The sequence below is a fragment of the Paraburkholderia sp. BR13444 genome (assembly GCF_040948755.1).
Taxonomy (GTDB): domain Bacteria; phylum Pseudomonadota; class Gammaproteobacteria; order Burkholderiales; family Burkholderiaceae; genus Paraburkholderia; species Paraburkholderia youngii.
In genome coordinates this window covers 386,685-404,728 of record NZ_JBFPKM010000006.1, presented here as the reverse complement: position 1 = coordinate 404,728, position 18,044 = coordinate 386,685, and the positions used below count along the sequence as shown (strand labels likewise).

General features: G+C 63.6%; 11 protein-coding genes and 1 pseudogene. 4 read left to right on the top strand and 8 right to left on the bottom strand.

What is annotated here, in order from left to right; translation table 11 throughout:
• Positions 1-39: 39 nt before the first annotated feature.
• The 4 genes from AB3X95_RS20175 to AB3X95_RS20160 form a co-directional block, all read right to left on the bottom strand.
• Positions 40-1,803, bottom strand: coding sequence for an ATP-dependent DNA helicase RecQ (locus AB3X95_RS20175; RefSeq protein WP_368622349.1), 1,764 nt, complete (start codon positions 1,801-1,803; stop codon positions 40-42).
• Between the two features lie 206 nt (positions 1,804-2,009).
• Positions 2,010-2,762: an endonuclease/exonuclease/phosphatase family protein gene (locus AB3X95_RS20170; RefSeq protein ID WP_368622348.1), complete on the bottom strand. Its 753-nt coding sequence runs from the start codon at positions 2,760-2,762 to the stop codon at positions 2,010-2,012.
• Positions 2,759-5,038 carry a VTT domain-containing protein gene (locus AB3X95_RS20165; protein WP_368622347.1) on the bottom strand — a complete coding sequence of 760 codons (2,280 nt, stop codon included), beginning with the start codon at positions 5,036-5,038 and terminating at the stop codon, positions 2,759-2,761. The genes AB3X95_RS20170 and AB3X95_RS20165 overlap by 4 nt, the downstream gene beginning before the upstream one ends.
• 308 nt (positions 5,039-5,346) lie before the next feature.
• Complete coding sequence (locus AB3X95_RS20160) at positions 5,347-6,150, bottom strand: gamma-glutamylcyclotransferase family protein (protein ID WP_368622346.1); 804 nt, start codon at positions 6,148-6,150, stop codon at positions 5,347-5,349.
• A 257-nt stretch (positions 6,151-6,407) separates the two neighbouring features.
• On the opposite strand from AB3X95_RS20160, the gene AB3X95_RS20155 reads away from it, so the two are divergent.
• Positions 6,408-6,896: an NUDIX domain-containing protein gene (locus AB3X95_RS20155; RefSeq protein ID WP_176122883.1), complete on the top strand. Its 489-nt coding sequence runs from the start codon at positions 6,408-6,410 to the stop codon at positions 6,894-6,896.
• 89 nt (positions 6,897-6,985) lie between these two features.
• Here AB3X95_RS20155 and AB3X95_RS20150 read toward each other — a convergent pair whose 3' ends face one another.
• Positions 6,986-8,350, bottom strand: coding sequence for a 2-hydroxycarboxylate transporter family protein (locus tag AB3X95_RS20150; RefSeq protein ID WP_368622345.1), 1,365 nt, complete (start codon positions 8,348-8,350; stop codon positions 6,986-6,988).
• A 578-nt stretch (positions 8,351-8,928) separates the two neighbouring features.
• A pseudogene (locus tag AB3X95_RS20145) lies at positions 8,929-9,210 on the bottom strand (DUF3579 domain-containing protein); the annotation flags it as partial.
• A gap of 697 nt (positions 9,211-9,907) precedes the next feature.
• Here AB3X95_RS20145 and AB3X95_RS20140 point away from each other — a divergent pair.
• The 3 genes from AB3X95_RS20140 (at position 9,908) to AB3X95_RS20130 (ending at position 13,826) form a co-directional block, all read left to right on the top strand.
• On the top strand, positions 9,908-11,035 hold the full coding sequence (locus AB3X95_RS20140) for a porin (protein WP_184229025.1): 1,128 nt from the start codon (positions 9,908-9,910) through the stop codon (positions 11,033-11,035).
• 105 nt (positions 11,036-11,140) lie between these two features.
• The gene (locus tag AB3X95_RS20135; RefSeq protein ID WP_368622344.1) at positions 11,141-12,766 is read left to right on the top strand and encodes a methyl-accepting chemotaxis protein; all 1,626 of its coding nucleotides are present in this window, start codon (positions 11,141-11,143) and stop codon (positions 12,764-12,766) included.
• 442 nt (positions 12,767-13,208) lie between these two features.
• Positions 13,209-13,826, top strand: a complete 618-nt coding sequence (locus AB3X95_RS20130; RefSeq protein WP_368622343.1) for a LysE family translocator — start codon at positions 13,209-13,211, stop codon at positions 13,824-13,826.
• Positions 13,827-13,884: 58 nt separating this feature from the next.
• Here AB3X95_RS20130 and AB3X95_RS20125 read toward each other — a convergent pair whose 3' ends face one another.
• A complete protein-coding gene (locus tag AB3X95_RS20125; protein WP_184229027.1) occupies positions 13,885-15,894 on the bottom strand; it encodes a hydantoinase B/oxoprolinase family protein in 2,010 nt (669 codons plus the stop codon).
• 29 nt (positions 15,895-15,923) lie between these two features.
• Positions 15,924-17,963 carry a hydantoinase/oxoprolinase family protein gene (locus tag AB3X95_RS20120; RefSeq protein WP_368622342.1) on the bottom strand — a complete coding sequence of 680 codons (2,040 nt, stop codon included), beginning with the start codon at positions 17,961-17,963 and terminating at the stop codon, positions 15,924-15,926.
• Positions 17,964-18,044 lie beyond the last annotated feature (81 nt).

Genomic DNA, 18,044 nt, shown 5'->3' with positions numbered 1-18,044 from the left:
GAAGGCTGGTCGCACTTTTTACGCGAACGTTGCCGCGCATCACGCGATCTCGGCCTTCACGAACGTCGCCATGAAGGTGCGGGTCGTGCCATCGGGAAACAGCACCGCGACCTGTTCGTCGGTTGAAAACACCACATGGCCCGAGCCGTATTTACGCACGCGGACCGGATCGCCTCGGCCGAAGCGCGCTTTCCTGCTGGCGTGGCGCGGCGGCCGTTTATCGTCGGGGGCGGTTCGTTGCGCTTCTAGCGTCGCCGCCAGCGGGTTCAGGCAGTTGTCGCAAGTGCCGCAGCGCTCGAATCCCTGCGCATCGCCGAAATATTCGAGCATCACCCGCCATCGGCAGCCGCCGGTTTGCGCGTAGTCGATGATCTGTTGAAGTGCGTCGCGATCGCGCATCGCGAGTTGCGCATAGCGTTCGACCGCAGCCTCGATCGCGCTGTCCTCGGCGTTATCGCGGCCATGCTCGGAGCCACGCTCGCGTAGCCGATACCGCTGCAGCCGGCCGCGCGATACGTGCCCCGAGTCGGTCAGCATCTTCAGCGCCACGGCGAGCTTGTTGCGGCCCACGTCCGGCACCTCGTCGAGCAGCTCGCGCGCCGTCACGCCAGGACCGGGCGCTTTCGCGCGCTGCGCGAGCGCGTCGCAGATCCGCCGCAGCAGCGCAGCGTCGGGATAGCGGCCCAGCGCGAGAAACTGCTGCACGCGCCGATCGTTCAGGTCGAACAGCAGCTCGCAGCGCGCGACCTTGCCGTCGCGTCCCGCGCGTCCGCTTTCCTGGTAATACGCATCGATGCTGCCGGGAATCTGGTAATGGACGACGAAGCGGATGTCGGGAATATCGACGCCCATCCCGAACGCGTTGGTTGCGATCATCACGCGCACGTCGCCCGACACGAAACGCTCCTGCGCATCGTGCCGCTCGCGCCCCGGCATCCGGCCGTGATAGCAGGCGGCGGCAACTTCCCAGCTGCGCACCGTCGCCGCGAGTTGTTCGGCTTCGCGCACGGTCGCCGTGTAGACGATGCCCCGGCCGGATTCGCTCGCGAGCAGCGTGCGCAACGCGGCCGTCTTCGCCTCTCTCGCGCGCGTCGATGCACGCTGTCGTCCGCCGCCCACCGACACCTGCGTCACTCGATAGTGAAGGTTGTCGCGATACACGCCGGTGTTCACGATGCGCGGCTCGTGAAGGCCGAGCGAACGCACGATGTCCTCGCGGATGTCCGGCGTCGCCGTCGCGGTCAGCGCGAGGATCGGCGGCTTGCCGAGCGCCTTGACCGCATCGACGATGCGCAGGAACGCCGGCCGAAAATCGTGGCCCCACTGCGATACGCAGTGCGCCTCATCGACGACCACGAGTTTGATGCGCTGGCGCGAGCCCGCCTGCAAGGCGTCGATCAGCTCGGGCCGGGTCAGCTGCTCGGGCGTGACGAACACGATGCCGCGGCGCATGCCGCGCAACGCTTCGTAAGCCTCGCGCAGTTCGGCAGCCGGCACCGCGCTATTGATCCGCCAGGCGTCGATGCCGGCCTCGCACAGCTTGTCGAACTGGTCTTTCATCAGCGCGATCAGCGGCGACACGACGAGCGTCCAACCGTCGAGGTGCAACGCCGGCAACTGGTAGCACAGCGATTTGCCGGCCCCCGTGGGCATCACGGCGAGCGTGTCGCGCTGTTCGAGCACGCTGCGGACGATGTCCCGTTGGCCCGGGCGCAGCCGGCTGATACCGAACACCTCGCGCAGCGTCCTGCGCATCGCGTTCAGACGGGCAGACGTGTCGCGCGTGGTGTCGGTGTCAGTCATGAAGATCGGGTTCGCCGGTTGGGCTGGGGTGCAGCTAGTCCGCCAGCGATGTAGCAACCACCGTACCTCGACGGGGCGACGTGGGCGGGATCGCCCAGGTGTTGAATATCCGCGGCGCCTGGGGCAACAATGCGCAGCCCGTCACCGCCAACGACGTCGCGACGTTGCGCAGCGAATTGCACAAATAGCCGGAAGCCGCGCGCGGATCATTCATTAACCGACGCGCTGATATGCGCGATCAACGGATAGTGATCCGACGCGATTCGCGAAAGCGCCGTGCGATGCACGACGACACGCAACAGCCGTTCGCCCGGATGCACCCAGATGCGGTCCAGCGCGAACAGCGGAAAGCGCGTAGGAAACGTACGCAGCGCAGTCGCGCGATGGAAGTGTGTGACGAGCCGCCTGAGCGTGCGGCCGTAGACGAACCACTCATTCAGATCGCCGAGCAGGATGACGGGCAGCGCGGGCGTGTCGAAGCTCTGCAATACCTGCTCCACTTGCGCGCGCCGTTCGCTGGAGGCAAGGCCCAGATGCGTCGCTACGACGCGCCACAGCTCGCCGTTGCAATCGATATCGGCATCCAGCGCGCCGCGCGGCTCGCGGCTCCTGAAAGACAGGTCTAGCGTGCGCACCGCGCGCACCGGATAGCGCGTCAGCACGGCGTTGCCATAGCGCCGCGCGGGCGTGTCGAAGGTTGGTCCGGAGACGGCGTAGAGGCCCGTCATGCGTTGCAGCACGGCAAGCACATCGGGCGAACTCGCGCCGCCCAATGGCACTTCCTGCAGCGCGAGAATATCCGCATCGATTTCAGCGAGCACATCGCCAATGCGTTCCGGCGCGAACTTGCCGTCGATCCCCACCGCGCCATGCAGGTTGTAAGTCCCGATGCGCAGTTCGCGTTCGCGCGCAAGCGTCATGCGCGGCCGTTCGATGCCAGGGTCGTGCATCAGTGTCATGGGCTGGCCTCGTCCTGACATCGTGATGACGTTTTGCCCGATGTATCGCGAGGCATGCAGCTGTGGTCGCGCAAACGCTGCGCGCGTTCGGCTTCATCGCTGGCGCGCGGCTTGTCCGCATCGCTCGGGGCGCCTTCGTGCGCATCGCTCCCGCCCGATCTGCCGAGAAAACGCTGCAACAGCACCGACAATCCGATCAGCACCGCGCCAATGCCGATCAGCACGGCGAACGAGCCGGCCGTCGGGCGCCGCAACGAAGCGACCAGCTGATGCGCGAATGCAACCGTCAGGAAGATGCCAGGACCCATGCCGAGCATCGTGCCGATGATAAAGTCGCGCATGCGCACGTGTGATGCACCTGCAACGAGATTGACGATGGCGAACGGTGCGACCGGCAGGAGCCGCAACACGACGACCGCGACGATTCCGCGCTTAGCCACACGCTCCGACAGCCGGTTCACACGTGCGCCCGCGAGTTTGCGGACCGCATCGCGCCCGAGCCGGTGGCCTATCCAGAACGACGTCGCGGCGGCCACGGTGGTGCCGATGAACGCATACAAGCCGCCCCACGCCGCGCCGAACACGACTCCCATCGTCGCGATCAGCAAGGTCACGGGCGCGGCGACGACAGCCGCGGCGACATAGGCGAGCACGATCCACAGCGGCGCAAGCGGCAGCGCCTCGATCTGCCGCGTCGCATTCGCGAACGATTTCAGGTTGAGGTAGCTGGCGAGCGGCGACCAGTGCCACGCCGCCGCGAGCCCGACGACGAGCAATGCGAGCACGCCGAGCAACGCATATCGTCCAATCAGCGGCCGCGCCTTCTCGGCGGGCACGAACTGATCGATGAGCTCGTTCGCGGCGATGGGTGTTTCGGGATCGATGAGCGCATCGGGCGGAATGAGTCGATCGAGCTCGGCTGAGACCTGCGGATCGAGATCGACGAGCGTTCGATGCTTCGCGCGATCGCGCTGCAACGCATGAATCGCCGCTGTCACGCTGCCGCGCGCATCGCGCTCGCGCACGAAGTCCGCGACTTCGCAGCCGAGATGCTCGGCGAGCAAGGTATCGCGCATCTTCGCGATCGCACGGCGGATACGTGCATCGGCACCCGCATCGATCGACACATTGCACTCGCTGTCGAGCACCATCGAGCGATTGTTCAGGTTCGCGGAACCGACGATCAGCAATTCGTCGTCGACGATCATCAGCTTGCTGTGCACGTTGACGATGGATTCGCCCAGGCCGGGCACGTCGGGACTCAGCAGGCGATAACGGCCGTACTGGTCCGCATCCTTGAGAATGCCGTGCAGGCGCGCACGCAGCACGCCCATCGTCACTTTCTGCAGCCAGCCGGTCTGATTGCGAGGCACGACGATCGTCAGCTCCGGACCATCCTCCCGCGCGAGCGATTCGCTCAGCGCCGCGCCAATCGATGCCGACGTGAAGTACTGGTTCTCGATATAAATGCTGCGGCGCGCACGCGCGATGGCATCGAGATACTGGGTGCGGATTTGCTGCTTACTTTCGCGGCCCAGGTATGCGGGCTCGGTGAGCGAGATGGCAATGTCGACATTTTCCAAATCGACGCTGCGCGACGGCGGCCACGGGTCCTGCGTCGGCGGCACGGGTTGCGCGTGGATTGCGTGCTTTCTCTTGCACGCGCGTGCCCACCGCTCGCGCGCGAGCATGCCGATTTCGCGTGCGGCCTCGCCATCGAACATCGAATGGACATCGTGAGACGGCTGATACGGCGCGCCGTTTGCATCACGGCGCAGAGGATTATCGGCCTGATGCTGTTGCGTGTCCCAGCGCGACCGCGTGAGATCGAGACCGCCGACGAACGCGAGACAATCATCAATTACGACGATTTTCTGGTGGTGCGAGCCGCCCAGCGGATGCTTGCCGTCCATCTGAAACGCGATGCGCCGGTGCGTGCGCCAACCCATCCTGAACACCGGTAGCCATTCGCGTTCGAACGCGTAGAGCATCGCGAAGTCCCACGCGAGAATGTAGACGCGCAGCAGGCGCTTTTGCGCGGAGACTGCGTGCAGAAAATCGCCGAGCGCTTCAGGAAAGCCATCGTTCGAACCTTCGGGCGTCAGCTTCATGCGGCTGTCGATATCCCAGCCGAGGATGAACACCGTGCGCTCTGCACGCGTGATCGCCTCGCGCAGCACGCGGAAATAATCGGCTCCGTCGATCAGCAGGGTGAAGCGATTCGCATGACGCACGCTCGCGCAGTTGCGTCCCGGCTCGAAGAACGATTCATTCATGGCAAGTTCGCGGTCACATTGCGGGAACGATGCGCAAGATGCGTGCCGCGGCGTCCATCAGCCGCGCTTTCGATGCCTGAAAGTATCGAGTCTCGCCCGGGAAACGGGAGACATCGTGCGGAAGGGGTGTATCGACATGGCAGGTCGAGAACATACCGAGCTTCGCCAGTTCTGCATCCACGCGCAACCGGCCCCCGCGGACAGGCTTGCCCAGCCTGGTAGCGAAAGCAGACGACGAACGCCGCGAACGGCAACGCTTTGTGCTTGAGCTATTTGGTCGCATTGATGCCCGGAGGGCGGTGCCCGGTCTAGCGACCGTGATTCACCAGAATGCACACGGGACTTTTGCGCTTGGCGATCGCGGCGGCATAGTCCTCGGAGAACGCCCGCTGCGCGAAGCAAGGCGCCGAGCTCGCGAGCAGGGCATCGACCTGCGCATATTGTTTGTTGAACACCCATGGCCGGCGTGCGAGCGTGCGGTCGTCGAGCCAGTAGGGACTCCAGTCTCGGGTCGTCTCGATGACCTCGCGCGCGAATTCCGGCCCGTACTCTAGCGCGCCCTCGATAACAACGTCGATATACGACTCGACGAGCGGGAATTTCGCGTCAGGCAGCGGAAGCCCTTCTCCCGGCGCTTTGCCCTGGTCCTTAGGCACGTAGACCCAGACAGTTCCCTGCGTCGGCAGCGGCTGCCACGACACCGCCTCGATAAGCGCCCGCGGCACCTCGACGCGCACGTATCCCTTCTCGCGCTCGTCGAACGCGGACATGTCGTTGCCGGCAACGGGATAGATCACTCCATTGATCGTCATCGGCGTCTCGCCCTCGAACGGACGCCGCAGGCCGAGCGCGGTGAACCCGGAGGATGCGCGGTCGCTCCAGCTGCGCACATAGCCGAACGCCGCCGAGACGCGCACCGGAATCGCCGCAACCGGCTTGCCGGCCGTGGCGGCGCGCGATGGCGTGTTGATGAGCGATCCGTAGCCGAAAATGAACTGCGTCGGCTGATCGGGAAGACGCGTTCCCCAGAAGTCGGTGGTCTGCGCGTGCGCTGCCGAGCCAAGCAGCACGAGTGATACAACGAATCCTCGAATCTTTGCCATCGCCGACATCGTCATGTCTCCGTCCAATGCGTTACCGCAGATGATCGTTTCAGCCAGGGCGGCCCCGGCAAACGCGCGCGCCTCGCCTCAGGGTCGTCCAACCGGATTTCCGAGCCAACTGAAATCGAAACTGGCGGCAGGACCGACGCACGGAGCGATTCTAAGTCGAAAGCGTCCTGTGCGAGCCGGCACGTACAATCCGATAGATCCGGACAGGTGACGCGCAACGGAAGATCTTTCGACAATGACAGGAAAGGACAGACCCGATGCCGAATTCTGAGCGCACGCGGCTGACTGCGCTGATCGACTCTGTCTGGCGCATCGCGTTTCGCCTCGGATTTCCGCTCGCCCGCGCGTGGTGGCACTTGCGGCGGCCTCGCCATGAGGGCGCGCTAGTCGCTATCTACGTCGGCCAGTCGCTGTTGCTGCTGAAGTCATCGTACCGTGCCGAATGGGGGTTCCCGGGCGGCAGCGTCCGGGCCGGTGAGACACCTGCTGCCGCGGCGCTGCGCGAGATGGCCGAGGAGATCGGGCTCGCGTTTCACCCGTTACTCCCGGCAGGCAGCGCAGCCGGCGAGTGGGATGGGCGAAGGGACCGGGTGCATTTCTTCGAAATGCGCGTCGATCACTTACCCGAACTGCGGCTGGATCATCGCGAGATCGTCGCCGTGCATCTGGCGACGCCGCAGGAATTGCCCGGCTTCGCGGTGACAGGCGCGGTCGCTGCGTATCTCCGCAGGGATGTGCGCCGCTAGCCGAGCCGCCCGGCGCGCGGTCGGTGTGACGCCGGACCCCGCGCGATGCGCGTTGCGCGACCATCGTGGGGGCCATGGCCAGTAACGCGTCATCCGATATGCGCGAGCACGATCAGCGTCAGCGTGACGACGATAGCGCCGCCGATTCGCGTGGCGATCTGCGCGAAGGGCATCAGTTGCATCCGGTTCGCCGCGGTCAGGATCGCGACGTCGCCTGTGCCGCCCTGGCCGCTATGGCATGCATTCACGATCGCCGTGTCGATCGGGTAGAGCTTGAGCCGGCGCGCAACCAGAAAGCCGGTGCCCATCAGTGTCGCCACGGTCGCGACGATCGTCACGATGTTGGCCAACGTGAACGCGGCGATCAACTTGTCCCATGGGGTCATGGCGACGCCGATCGCGAACAGCAGCGGATATGTCACCGCGGTCGAAAAGAACTTGTAGACGACGAATGCGCCTTCCTGCAGCTGCGGCGAGACCGCACGCGCCAGCTTGACCAGCACCGCGAGGAACAGCATGGCAACCGGTGCGGGCAGACCGAACAGGTTGCGGCACATCAAGCCAAGCAGGTACAGCGTGATCGCCGTGATGCCAGCCGCCGCGATATGCGTCACGTCGATATGACCGCGAATCTCCTCCTCTTCCGGGTCCATTTCGTCTGTCTCTCCGGGCTGCAGACGCCCCTCGCCGGTGAGATGGGGAAAGCGCTTGCCGAGCATGTCCAGCGCGCCAGCGAGCACGATGGCGGTGAGGCTGCCGAGCATCACCGGCGGCAACACTTGTGCAAACAGCTCGCCCTGCGGCAGATGCATGATTTCCGAATAGCCCACCGACAGCGGAATGGCGCCTTCACCGACACCCCCCGCCATGATCGGCACGACGATATACAGCAGCGTATGACGCACGCCGAGTCCGAATGCCGAGCCGACCGCGATACCGACGATGCATGCGGCCAGCGAACCCAGCGCGAGCGGCACGAAGATCTTGAGAAAGCCCTTGATCAGCACGCGCCGGTCCATGCTGAGAATACTGCCGACGATGATCGACGCGATGAACAGATAAAGGAAATTGCTCTGCTTCGTGAACTCGGTCGTGAGGCCGAGAATTGGCTTGGGCAACAGGTGATAGTAAGTCAGTGCGGAAGGCACGAACGTCGCGCAGATCGCGGCCGCGCCGATATTGCGCAGAAGCGGCAGGCGCTTGCCAAGTTCCGCGCAGGTGAAGCCGAAGAACGCCAGCACGGCGATCGCCATTGAAATCTCACCCGGGATCTTGCCCGTCACCGCGAACCCGGTAATTAGCGCGAGCAGAATGAAATAGACCGGCAGCGGGATGATGCCGATTCTGTATTCCATCAGCTTCCACCAGCCTTCGGGCCAGAATCGAGTGACGTTGTCGGACCGCTGCGCGGCCGCCGCCGGTGAGTGCTTCGGCGTATGTGAGGTGGTGGACAAAATACGACTCCTTGATTTGATGCCGGGAATGTATGCCGGCGTCGCGTTTCGATACGGTCGAAGTGGTATCCGATGAGTGAACGGGAACCGGAATGACAAAAAGCCCCAGGCTGAAAGGCGCCCGCGCGCTTACCCAGGCAATACGCCATGCCGGATCGAACAACGGATCAACTCGGAATTAATTGCAATGCAGAGCTTCTGCATCGTCCGCGTCTTGGGTTTGCTGATGTCTTCGCGGTGAGAAGACTGCCGAAGCTTGCTCCCGGGCGGTCGCGTCATCAACGCTGAGCCACACCTGTCCGTCGCACCGCGCGCAAATGGCCAGCTTTCTCGCATGCGACGCGTCCGGACGAACTACGCTCCCGCGGTATCCGCATGCTGCGCATGCGTAGGTGTAACGTACTCCAGTGAGTGTCTCCATCAGCCTTCTCCTGCCGGTCGCATCAGCCGCTTGACTCTGTAGCAACGGTAGCGGCGGTTGGAACCGGCAACTCATTCATCCGATCCTTTGCCTTGCTTCCAGTTGTCTGCCGCTCAGCTTGCGGATCTCGTCCGGGCTTGTCGTCCAGCGCGCGGCAGATATCGACCATCAGGTCGTTGTCGCTGGCGAAGCGCATCACGAAATCAAATCCGTCCGGACAGATACGTCGCAATTCGTTCGAGATACGTAGGCATTTGATGTCCTGCTCCACGACCGGCATCGCAAGCCGTGTGCTGGCTATAGGGTTGCCTGCGCAGCGTTCGCCTACGAACAGTGCAACGACTCCCGCGAGGCGCTCGGCCCAGTCGCCTGGCCGGAAGAGCTTGCGCTGCGACGTCACGCCGCGGATCAGGTGGTGTTCGATGCCATCGTTAGTCATGTTGCGGCTATCGCGGCATGCGCGTCGTCAGGGAGCAGGTGTAAGCATTGTGATTGCGTGGGCTCGTCCAGCATCGCGTTCCGGCGCTGAAAGCACGATGGGGTCCCCGCAATCGATGACGCAATTCTAGGAGCGCGGAACCTTCTGAACGCTTTCAGCCACTGCACGTTCCGATGGGGGTTTTCCATGAGCAAATCCGCAGGCCATTTCATGGAAATCCCCTAAATGCAGGTCCTGACCGTGAAAGCCGGGAGAAGGGTTGACGCTCCGACAATCCCGCCACCGACGCAATCGAAGTTAAGTTTGTCTCGTCATTGCGGTGGCTTCCAGCCTGTTGTTCAGCCTTGCCTCGCAGCACGCGGCAGCCGCGGAGAGCGGCAGATCACGATCATGGTGGGCAGTATCACGAAGCTCGCCTGGAGTCGGGCAGAACGTATACGAACGAGTTTGTGAGCTCGAAACAGGTCGATGGCGTCCTCGCCTCATCACAAGAGGAATCCGAATGATCGATGCAAGCGTCGTCGTGTATATCAGTGGAGCCACTGTGTTGCATAAATGACACGGGAAAGGAACGTGAAGGGTTTGGATGACTAGCATGGCCAACATTCGCATACCGAACCGGCTGCAGGGACCTTGAGACGCACGCAGCCGTGTGCAGGGAAAACACAATTTCAACGCAGTAGTCTGAGGAGACATCTTGAAGACGAAATATCTTTCGCTGGCCGTCGCGGTCAGCGCACTCGGGGCAAGCGGCGCGCACGCACAGTCGAGCGTGCAGCTTTATGGGCTGATGGATCTGAGCGTGCCGACTTACCAGTCCCACGCGGATGCCAACGGGAATCACGTCATCGGCATGGGCATTGGGGGAGAGCCGTGGTTTAGCGGCAGCCGCTGGGGCCTGAGGGGCGCCGAAGACATTGGCGGCGGTTCGAAGATCATCTTCCGACTGGAGAGCGAATTCGTTGTCGCCAATGGCCAGATGGAAGATCCGGGTCAGATCTTTGACCGCGATGCGTGGGTCGGTATCGAGAACGACACGTTCGGCAAAATTACGGCAGGCTTTCAGAACACCATTGCGCGCGATGCTTCGGCGATCTATGGCGATCCGTATGGCAATGCGCGGCTGACGACGGAAGAGGGCGGCTGGACGAACGCCAACAACTTCAAACAGATGATTTTCTACGCGGCCAGTGCGACCGGCACGCGTTATGAAAACGGCGTCGCGTGGAAGAAGCTGTTCAGCAACGGCATCTTCGCGAGTGCGGGTTACGCGTTCGGCAACCAGACGAGTTTCGGCACCAACGCGAATTATCAGGTTGCGCTGGGCTATAACGGCGGCCCGTTCAATGTGTCGGGCTTCTATAGCCACGTGAACCGCGAGGGCAACACGAACCAGTCGTTCTCGGTCGGCGGCAACTATACGTTCGGTATTCTGCGCGCCAACGCCGGCTACTTCCGTTACCTCGGCAATCAGGGCGCGCTGGGTCAGCGTCAGGATAATGCGTGGACCGTGTCGCTCAAGCTGTCGCCGAAGGGGCCGCTCGATTACCAGCTCGGCTATCAGCAGATGCGGGTGAAGAATGCCGCGTACAACGCCGACGGCAACATTCCGAACGCGAATATCGGCGCCTTCGATCCGACCTCGGGCTTGCACAACGGTTACAAGGAAACCTTGTACTGGTCGGCGTTCTATCACCTGTCCAAGCGCACTGAAGTCTATCTGGCCGGCGACTATATGAGGCTGCATGGCGGCTATACGGTCGGCAGCACGTTCGGCGCGACCAACCAGCTCGAACTGACCACGGGTGTGCGTACCCGATTCTGATCGGGAACACAGCCTCGCAGCGCATCCGTTTCAACGATGTTCTCCAGCGTGCGGTCGCGGACTTTTCCGCGGCCGCTTTTTCGTTTCAGCAGGCGAGGGAGAGGCATGTTCAGCAATACGTCTATCAGAACCGCGCTTACCGTGACCATCGCCGGCTACACAGCCGCGTTGATGTTCGTGATCGCGATATCCGTCGCCGGTTTGAAGACCACGAACGAGGCGCTCGAGAAGATGTACACCGAACAGACCGTTGCGATGCGCCACCTCGCCGCGAGCGGCGAGGCGCTTCTGAACGTGCGCGTCGAGCTCGGCGCCTACGAAACGCTCGTGGCACAGGGAAAGCCCACTGATGCGGTGCTCGCTCGCGTCCATGCCGGGCTTGCGGACAGCGATCGCGAACTGGCGGCCTATTTCGCGCAGCCTGCGTCGGACGACGACGAGAAGGCGCTGACCGACACGCTGCGCGCAAAGCGCGAGCAGTTGCTGAAACAGGTGCTTCTACCTGAAGTCACGGCGCTCGACCAGAACGATTTCATCACCTTCCGGAGCACGGAACGGCAGGCGCCCGATGCGGTGTTCAGCGATTATAAGCATGCCGAATCTGCGCTCGAAAACTTCCAGATGAGGCACGAGGAAGCACGCTTTACCTCGGCCCAACAGCACTTTCGTCTACTGTGCTGGGTGTTCGCCGCAATCGGGCTGGTCGCGCTGGTGCTTGGCCTTTGCACGCGCTTCATGGTGAAAGCAGCGATTCTTCGACCTATCGACGCGGTAATCGAGCACTTCGAACGAATCGCGGCCGGCGACCTCACGGGACAGATCGGCGGCGTGCGCGCCAACGAAATGGGGCGCCTGATGGCCGCGCTGGCCCGCATGCAGCAGAGTCTCGTTGCCGCGGTCAGTCAGGTTCGTTTCGGCACGGCGGCAATCGCACAGGGTGTGCGAGAGATCGCGAGCGGCAATGCCGATCTGTCGGCGCGCACCGAACAGCAGGCGGCGACGCTGGAGGAGACGGCCGCGAGCATGGAGGAATTGACGGCGACGGTCAGGCAGAACGCCGACAACGCGCGCGAGGCCAATACGCTCGCTGAAAACGCGTCGCGAACCGCGGCACGTGGCGGCGAAGTGGTCGATCAGGTGATCGACCTGATCGCCGACATGTCGTCGGGCTCGAACCGGATCGTCGACATTATCGGCGCGATCGAAGGTATCGCCTTTCAGACCAACATACTTGCACTAAATGCCGCCGTGGAAGCCGCGCGAGCCGGCGACGAAGGACGAGGATTCGCCGTGGTGGCGGGTGAAGTGCGTGCGTTGGCGCAGCGCTCGGCGGCCGCCGCGAAAGAGATCAGGGAACTGATCGTCAGTTCGGTGGCGAAGGTCGAGAATGGGTCCGAACTGGCGATACGCGCCGGCGCGACCATGTCGGAGATCGTCGGTGCTGCGCGCAACGTGACCCGTATCGTGAGCGAAATCAGCGTGGCTTCGGAAGAACAGTCACGGGGCATCGAGCAGATCAGCCGCGCGGTCACGCACATGGACAAGGCGACTCAGCAGAATGCCGCGCTCGTCGAACAGGCTGCGGCTGCTGCGGCATCGCTCGAGGAGCAGGCGGCCGCGCTCGACGGCGCGGTCGCGGTGTTCCGGTTGAGCGAGCCGCTCGCGTCTTCCGGAGAGCCAAGCGGGAAGCGGCCGGAGCGGGTTGCCGCACTCTCGCCCGCGTGCGCATGACGATGCGCACGCCATCGCAGCGCAACCTGTGCGGTAATTGAAGATTCAACTGCACTACAGTGACGTGCGTGGAGGTGCAACATGGACACTCGAGCGATGCTGCGCCGCATTGCGACCGGTTTGCTTGCCGGCATGGTTCTCTTTGGCTTAAGTGGTTGCAATGCGTTGAGCGGGCCGCCCGCGCCAGAATGGCCGGGTCCTCACGCACCGTATCCGTTCCCCGGCGATGTCCCGCATCGAACGCAGTGATGACGAGCACTGCCAACCTCGGCGCTTGCCTGTCAATGCCCGAGGCCGGGAAACGCAATCCAGTACTGCGGCAGTGTGTCGATGTGCGACGAGCCCGCTTTCAGCCCACAGCGGCCATGCGTGAATTGCTTCAGAATACAAGCCGACGAAGCAACTCCACGCTTTGTACAACCACATTTCACTGAGGCTACCAATGGTTGATTGGTCTGCTATCGCGATCGTCTTTTCCGTGTATGCGGCGGCTGTCGTCATACCCGGGCCGAACTTCGTCGCAGTCACTCACAAGGCGGTCGCCGGCAGACGCTCCGATGCGCTCGCGCTTGTCGCCGGGATCGTGACGGTGAATCTGTTGTGGGCGACTTGTGCCATCCTTGGTATCGGAATGGTGTTCGCTATTTTCCCGTGGCTCGCTGTCGGCGTTAGGCTTGCTGGCGCGGCCTATCTGATCTGGTTCGGGCTGCGGCTCGTTGTGTCGGCACGTGCAACCCCCTCGGGAGCACGTCACCCAACGAAGGCGCCTCTGTTTCGTGCCGCGTTCCTGCAAGGTATCGCGACAAATATCGCGAACCCGAAGTCCATCGCCTTTTATGCGGCGGTCTTTTCCTCAGCGGTGCCCACCCACGTTTCCATGCCGACGTTCTTCGCGATGCTTGCTACTGTCGGTACATCAGCGACGTGCTGGTACGGAGCAGTCGCGCTCGTTCTATCGCACACGGTGATCGCGACGGCGTATCGTCGCGCGAAAGCATGGATCGACCTCACCTGTGGAGGGCTCATGATTGCGCTGGGAATACGGCAGGCATTGCGTTAACAAAGTGCCCGGCGCAGCCCATCTGAACAGCCGCTTTGCGTGTGGGCGACCGTCCCTGCTATGCGGCTCGCTGCGCTTCGAGCAATTGCGGATAATTGCCCGCGACCTCGCGGAAGATGTCGCTGATTGACTGCCCGCCTGGACCAAGACGGCCGTCGGCTTCCCATGCATCGAACGCGTCGAAGATCTTGTGCTTCAGGAAGTGCCGCCACACGACCGGCACACCGGCCAGGATTTCCGTCAACACCGCGTAGCGCTCGCGCGTCCAGCGCGCTTCATAGGCGGTGCGCGCCGCGCCGTAATCGAAGTGCGCGGCCGGCGTGCGCGGCGCGTTCGCCTGGAGTTCGGTGCGCCGCGCAGCGGTCGCTTCCATATCTACTTCGCCCGCGCGCAGTACGACGCCGTACAGCGCCAGCGCATCCGCTTCGCTCAGATAGCCGCGCGTCACGTCGGTCGCGACCATCCGCGGATCGCGCTCGTACGGGTTGCCATAACCGCCGCCGCCGCAGCCTTCGAGGCGGATCACGTCGCCTGGGTCGCACACGACCAGATCGGTCACGCCAAGGTTCTCTTCCTGCACGGTGCCCGGGTTGCGCGTGAAGCGCGACGTCGATCCCGCCTTGCCGCCGAGCACGCCCCACGACGCGAAGCGTGAGCGGTCGCGATTGCGCGCGGTCACCAGCGTGCCCGGCGAGAACACGCGGAACTCCATCACGGTGCCGAGTCCGCCGCGATAGCGTCCCGCGCCCGCGCTGCCCGGCACCATGCCGTACTTCAGGATGCGGATCGGCACCTCTGCTTCGTTGATCTCGACCGGCGTGTTGCGCAGGAACGCGACGTTGGCGCCTGACGCGTCCGAGCCATCGCCGTTGATCATGCCGCCCGCGCCGCCGCCGACCGGACCGATTGCCGCGATCACGGTGCGTCCGTCGCTATCGACGGTGCGCACGTTCAGAATCGACATGCCGCCGGCCGGGCACGCGGGCAGCCGGTCCGGACAGACCATCGAGAACGCGCCGAACGTGACGTTCTGCGCGACCTTGCAGGTCAGACTGCGCATGCCGACCGCCGCGGGCGGCAGGCAGTTCATGATCGTGCCTTCCGGCAGCACACAGCGCGCGACCTTCAGCATGCCCGCATTGAGCAGCAGATCCGGGTGCAGCGAATACAGCACGTAATTGAGCCCGACGAGCGCGAGCACGTGCCGCTCCTTGCCACCGGTCGGCATGTTCAGCGACGAATTGAGCTGCGGGTCGCTGCCGGTGAAATCGAGCACCAGCGATTCCCCTTGCACTTTCAGATTCAGCGCGACGCGCAGCGGCTTGCCGTTGACCGCATCCTCGTCGGCGTACTCGGCGAAAAAATATTCGCCATCCGGCATGCCGGCGACGATCGCCCGCGCCTGCTCTTCCGAGTAGTCGATCATCGCGTGCATGCCGGCCTTGAAATCGTCGATGCCGAAGCGTTCGATGATTTCCAGCACACGCCGCTCGCCGGTCATCAGCATCGCGATTTGCGCCTTCAGGTCGCCGCGATTCTGCTCGGCGGCGCGGACGTTGATCGCCATATGGTCGAGCAGCGTCTCGTCGAGCACGCCCGCGCGCACGATCCTGGTCGGCGCCCAGCGAATGCCTTCCTGATAGATCTCGGTCAGCGTGCGCGACAGCGACGCGGGCACCGCGCCACCCATGTCGGTGTTGTGGATGTGCCCGCCCACGTAGCAGACGATCTCGCCGTTGTAGAACACCGGCTTCCACATCATCACGTCGGGGGTGTGCGTGGCGACGTAACCGCTGTACGCGTCGTTGGTCATGCCGATGTCGCCCGGCTCGTAGTGATCGATCGCCTCGATCACCGAGCCGAAGTCGAGGCCCGGATACCAGGTCGCGCCGAGCGTTTTAGGCGATGCGAACGTGAGCCCTGCGGGCGTCATGATCGTGCAGGAGAAATCTTCGGTTTCCTTGACGAACGCCGAGTGCGCGGTGCGCATCAGCGTGTGGGCCATGCTTTCCGCGGCCGCGACGCAGTAATTGGCGAAGATCTGTAGAACGGATCGATTGAATGTCATGGTCTAGTCCTTCGGATATCACTGGCGCTTCACTGAGCCGACAGCAGCAGGTTGCCGTATTCGTCGACGACGGCTTCGAAGCCCGGCAGCACGCAGGTCGTCGTGTCGTCCTGCGCGATGATCGCGGGACCGTGAAAGCGATGACCGGCGACCAGCACCGAGCGGTGGTACAGCGGCACCTTGCGCCAGGCGCCGTCCAGATACACGTCGATCAGCGCCTCGACGCGCGGCGCGCCTTCGCCGAGCGCGATCTTCGGCATCTCTGGCTTCGGTGTCGGCAGGCTGATCACGAGGCGCAACGCCACGACCTGCACGGGCGAACTCGCGTCGCTGTGGCCATACAGCCGATGATGCTCGCGGTGGAACGCGGAGCCGATCGTCGCGATGTCGACGTTGCGAATGGCTTGCGGATCGAGCGGTGTGTCGACTTCGAACGACTGGCCGCGGTAGCGCATCTCGGCCGAGACGAGCATTTCCGCGCCTGCATCGGAGCCGGTTTCGTTGATGATCCAATCGCGCGCCTGCGCTTCGAGCGTCGCGAGGTCGCCGGCGAGTTTGTCGAGCGAAGCGGCGTCGAGCGGGTAGTAGGTGGTGCGCACGAAGTCGTTCTTCGTATCGGCGATCAGGCCGCCCAGCGCGCTCAGCACGCCCGGCGTGGTCGGCACGATCAGATGGCGCATGTTCAGCGCGCGCGCAAGGAAGCCGCCGAGCATCGGGCCCGCGCCGCCGAACGGCATCAGCGAGAATGCGCGCGGATCGATGCCGAAGCGCGACACGATACGGCTCACGCCGCCGTACATGCCGGACACCGCGACGTCGATGATCGCGGCCGCCGTTCGATGCACGTCGAGGCCGAGCCGTTGCGCGAGCGGTTCGATCGCGCGGCGGCTCGCTTCAACGTTGACCTGCACCGCGTTATAGCCGAGCGACGCACGGCCCAGCACGCCGATCACCGCGAACGCGTCGGTGATGGTCGGGCGTGTGCCGCCGCGGCCATAGCAGACCGGACCCGGGTTCGAGCCGGCGCTTTCCGGACCGACCTTCAATACGCCGAAATCGTCGACCCATGCGATCGAGCCGCCGCCATCGCCGATCGACGAAACCGACACCGACGGGATATGAATCTGGAAGTCGCCGATGTACTCGCCGGTCGCGTACTGCGGTTTGCCATCGACGATCAGCGCGACGTCGGCCGTCGTGCCGCCGATGTCGAGGCTCATGCAGTCCTTGATCTTGCACATGCCGGCCAGATACGACGCGCCGATCACGCCCGCGGCGGTGCCCGACAGGATCATCTGCACGCAATTGCGCTTGCCGTGCTCGGCGCTCATCACGCCGCCATTCGACTTCGTCACTTTCAGGTCCGCGCCGACGCCGCTTTCGGCAAGTGCGGCCTGCAAGTGTGTCAGGTATTGCGACACGCGCGGCTGCACGTAGCCGCCGATCGTCGCGGTGACCGTGCGTTCGTATTCGCGGATGATCGGCCACACTTCGTGCGAACACGATACGAAAAACCCGGGCGCCGCTTTCTCGATGATCGCTTTGACCTGCTGCTCATGCGCGGGATTGCGATAAGAATGCAGCAGCGAAATCACGACGCCTTCGCAATGCGCCGCCTGCAGCGCTTCGAGCGCGGCGAGCACGCTCGCTTCGTCGATGGGCGCTTCCTCGGTGCCGTCGGGGCGCATGCGGCCATCGACGCCAAATACGCGATCGCGCGTGATGAGCGGTTCGGGGCGCCGCGACATCAGGTTGTACATGTCGGGGATCTTCAGGCGCGCGATATCCAGCACGTCCTCGAAATGGCGCGTCGTGATCAGCGCGAGGCGCAAGCCCTTGCGTTGCACGACCGAGTTCACGCCGACCGTCGTGCCGTGCGTGAAGTACACGACTTCGTGCGGATCGATGCCGAAGCGTGTTTTCAGGCCTTGCATGCCGTCGATCACTTCGCTGCCCGGCGAATCCGGCCGCGAGAACACTTTCAACGTGCGCGTGGTGCGCGTCTCGTCGTCCAGCACGGCGAAGTCCGTAAACGATCCGCCGATATCCACTCCAATTCTCAAGCCCATTGCCGTCCCTTTAGGTAAGCCTCGCAGACCATTCGCGTCTGCGTCGCGTCAACGACTCTGATTCCCACAGCGATTTGGTGA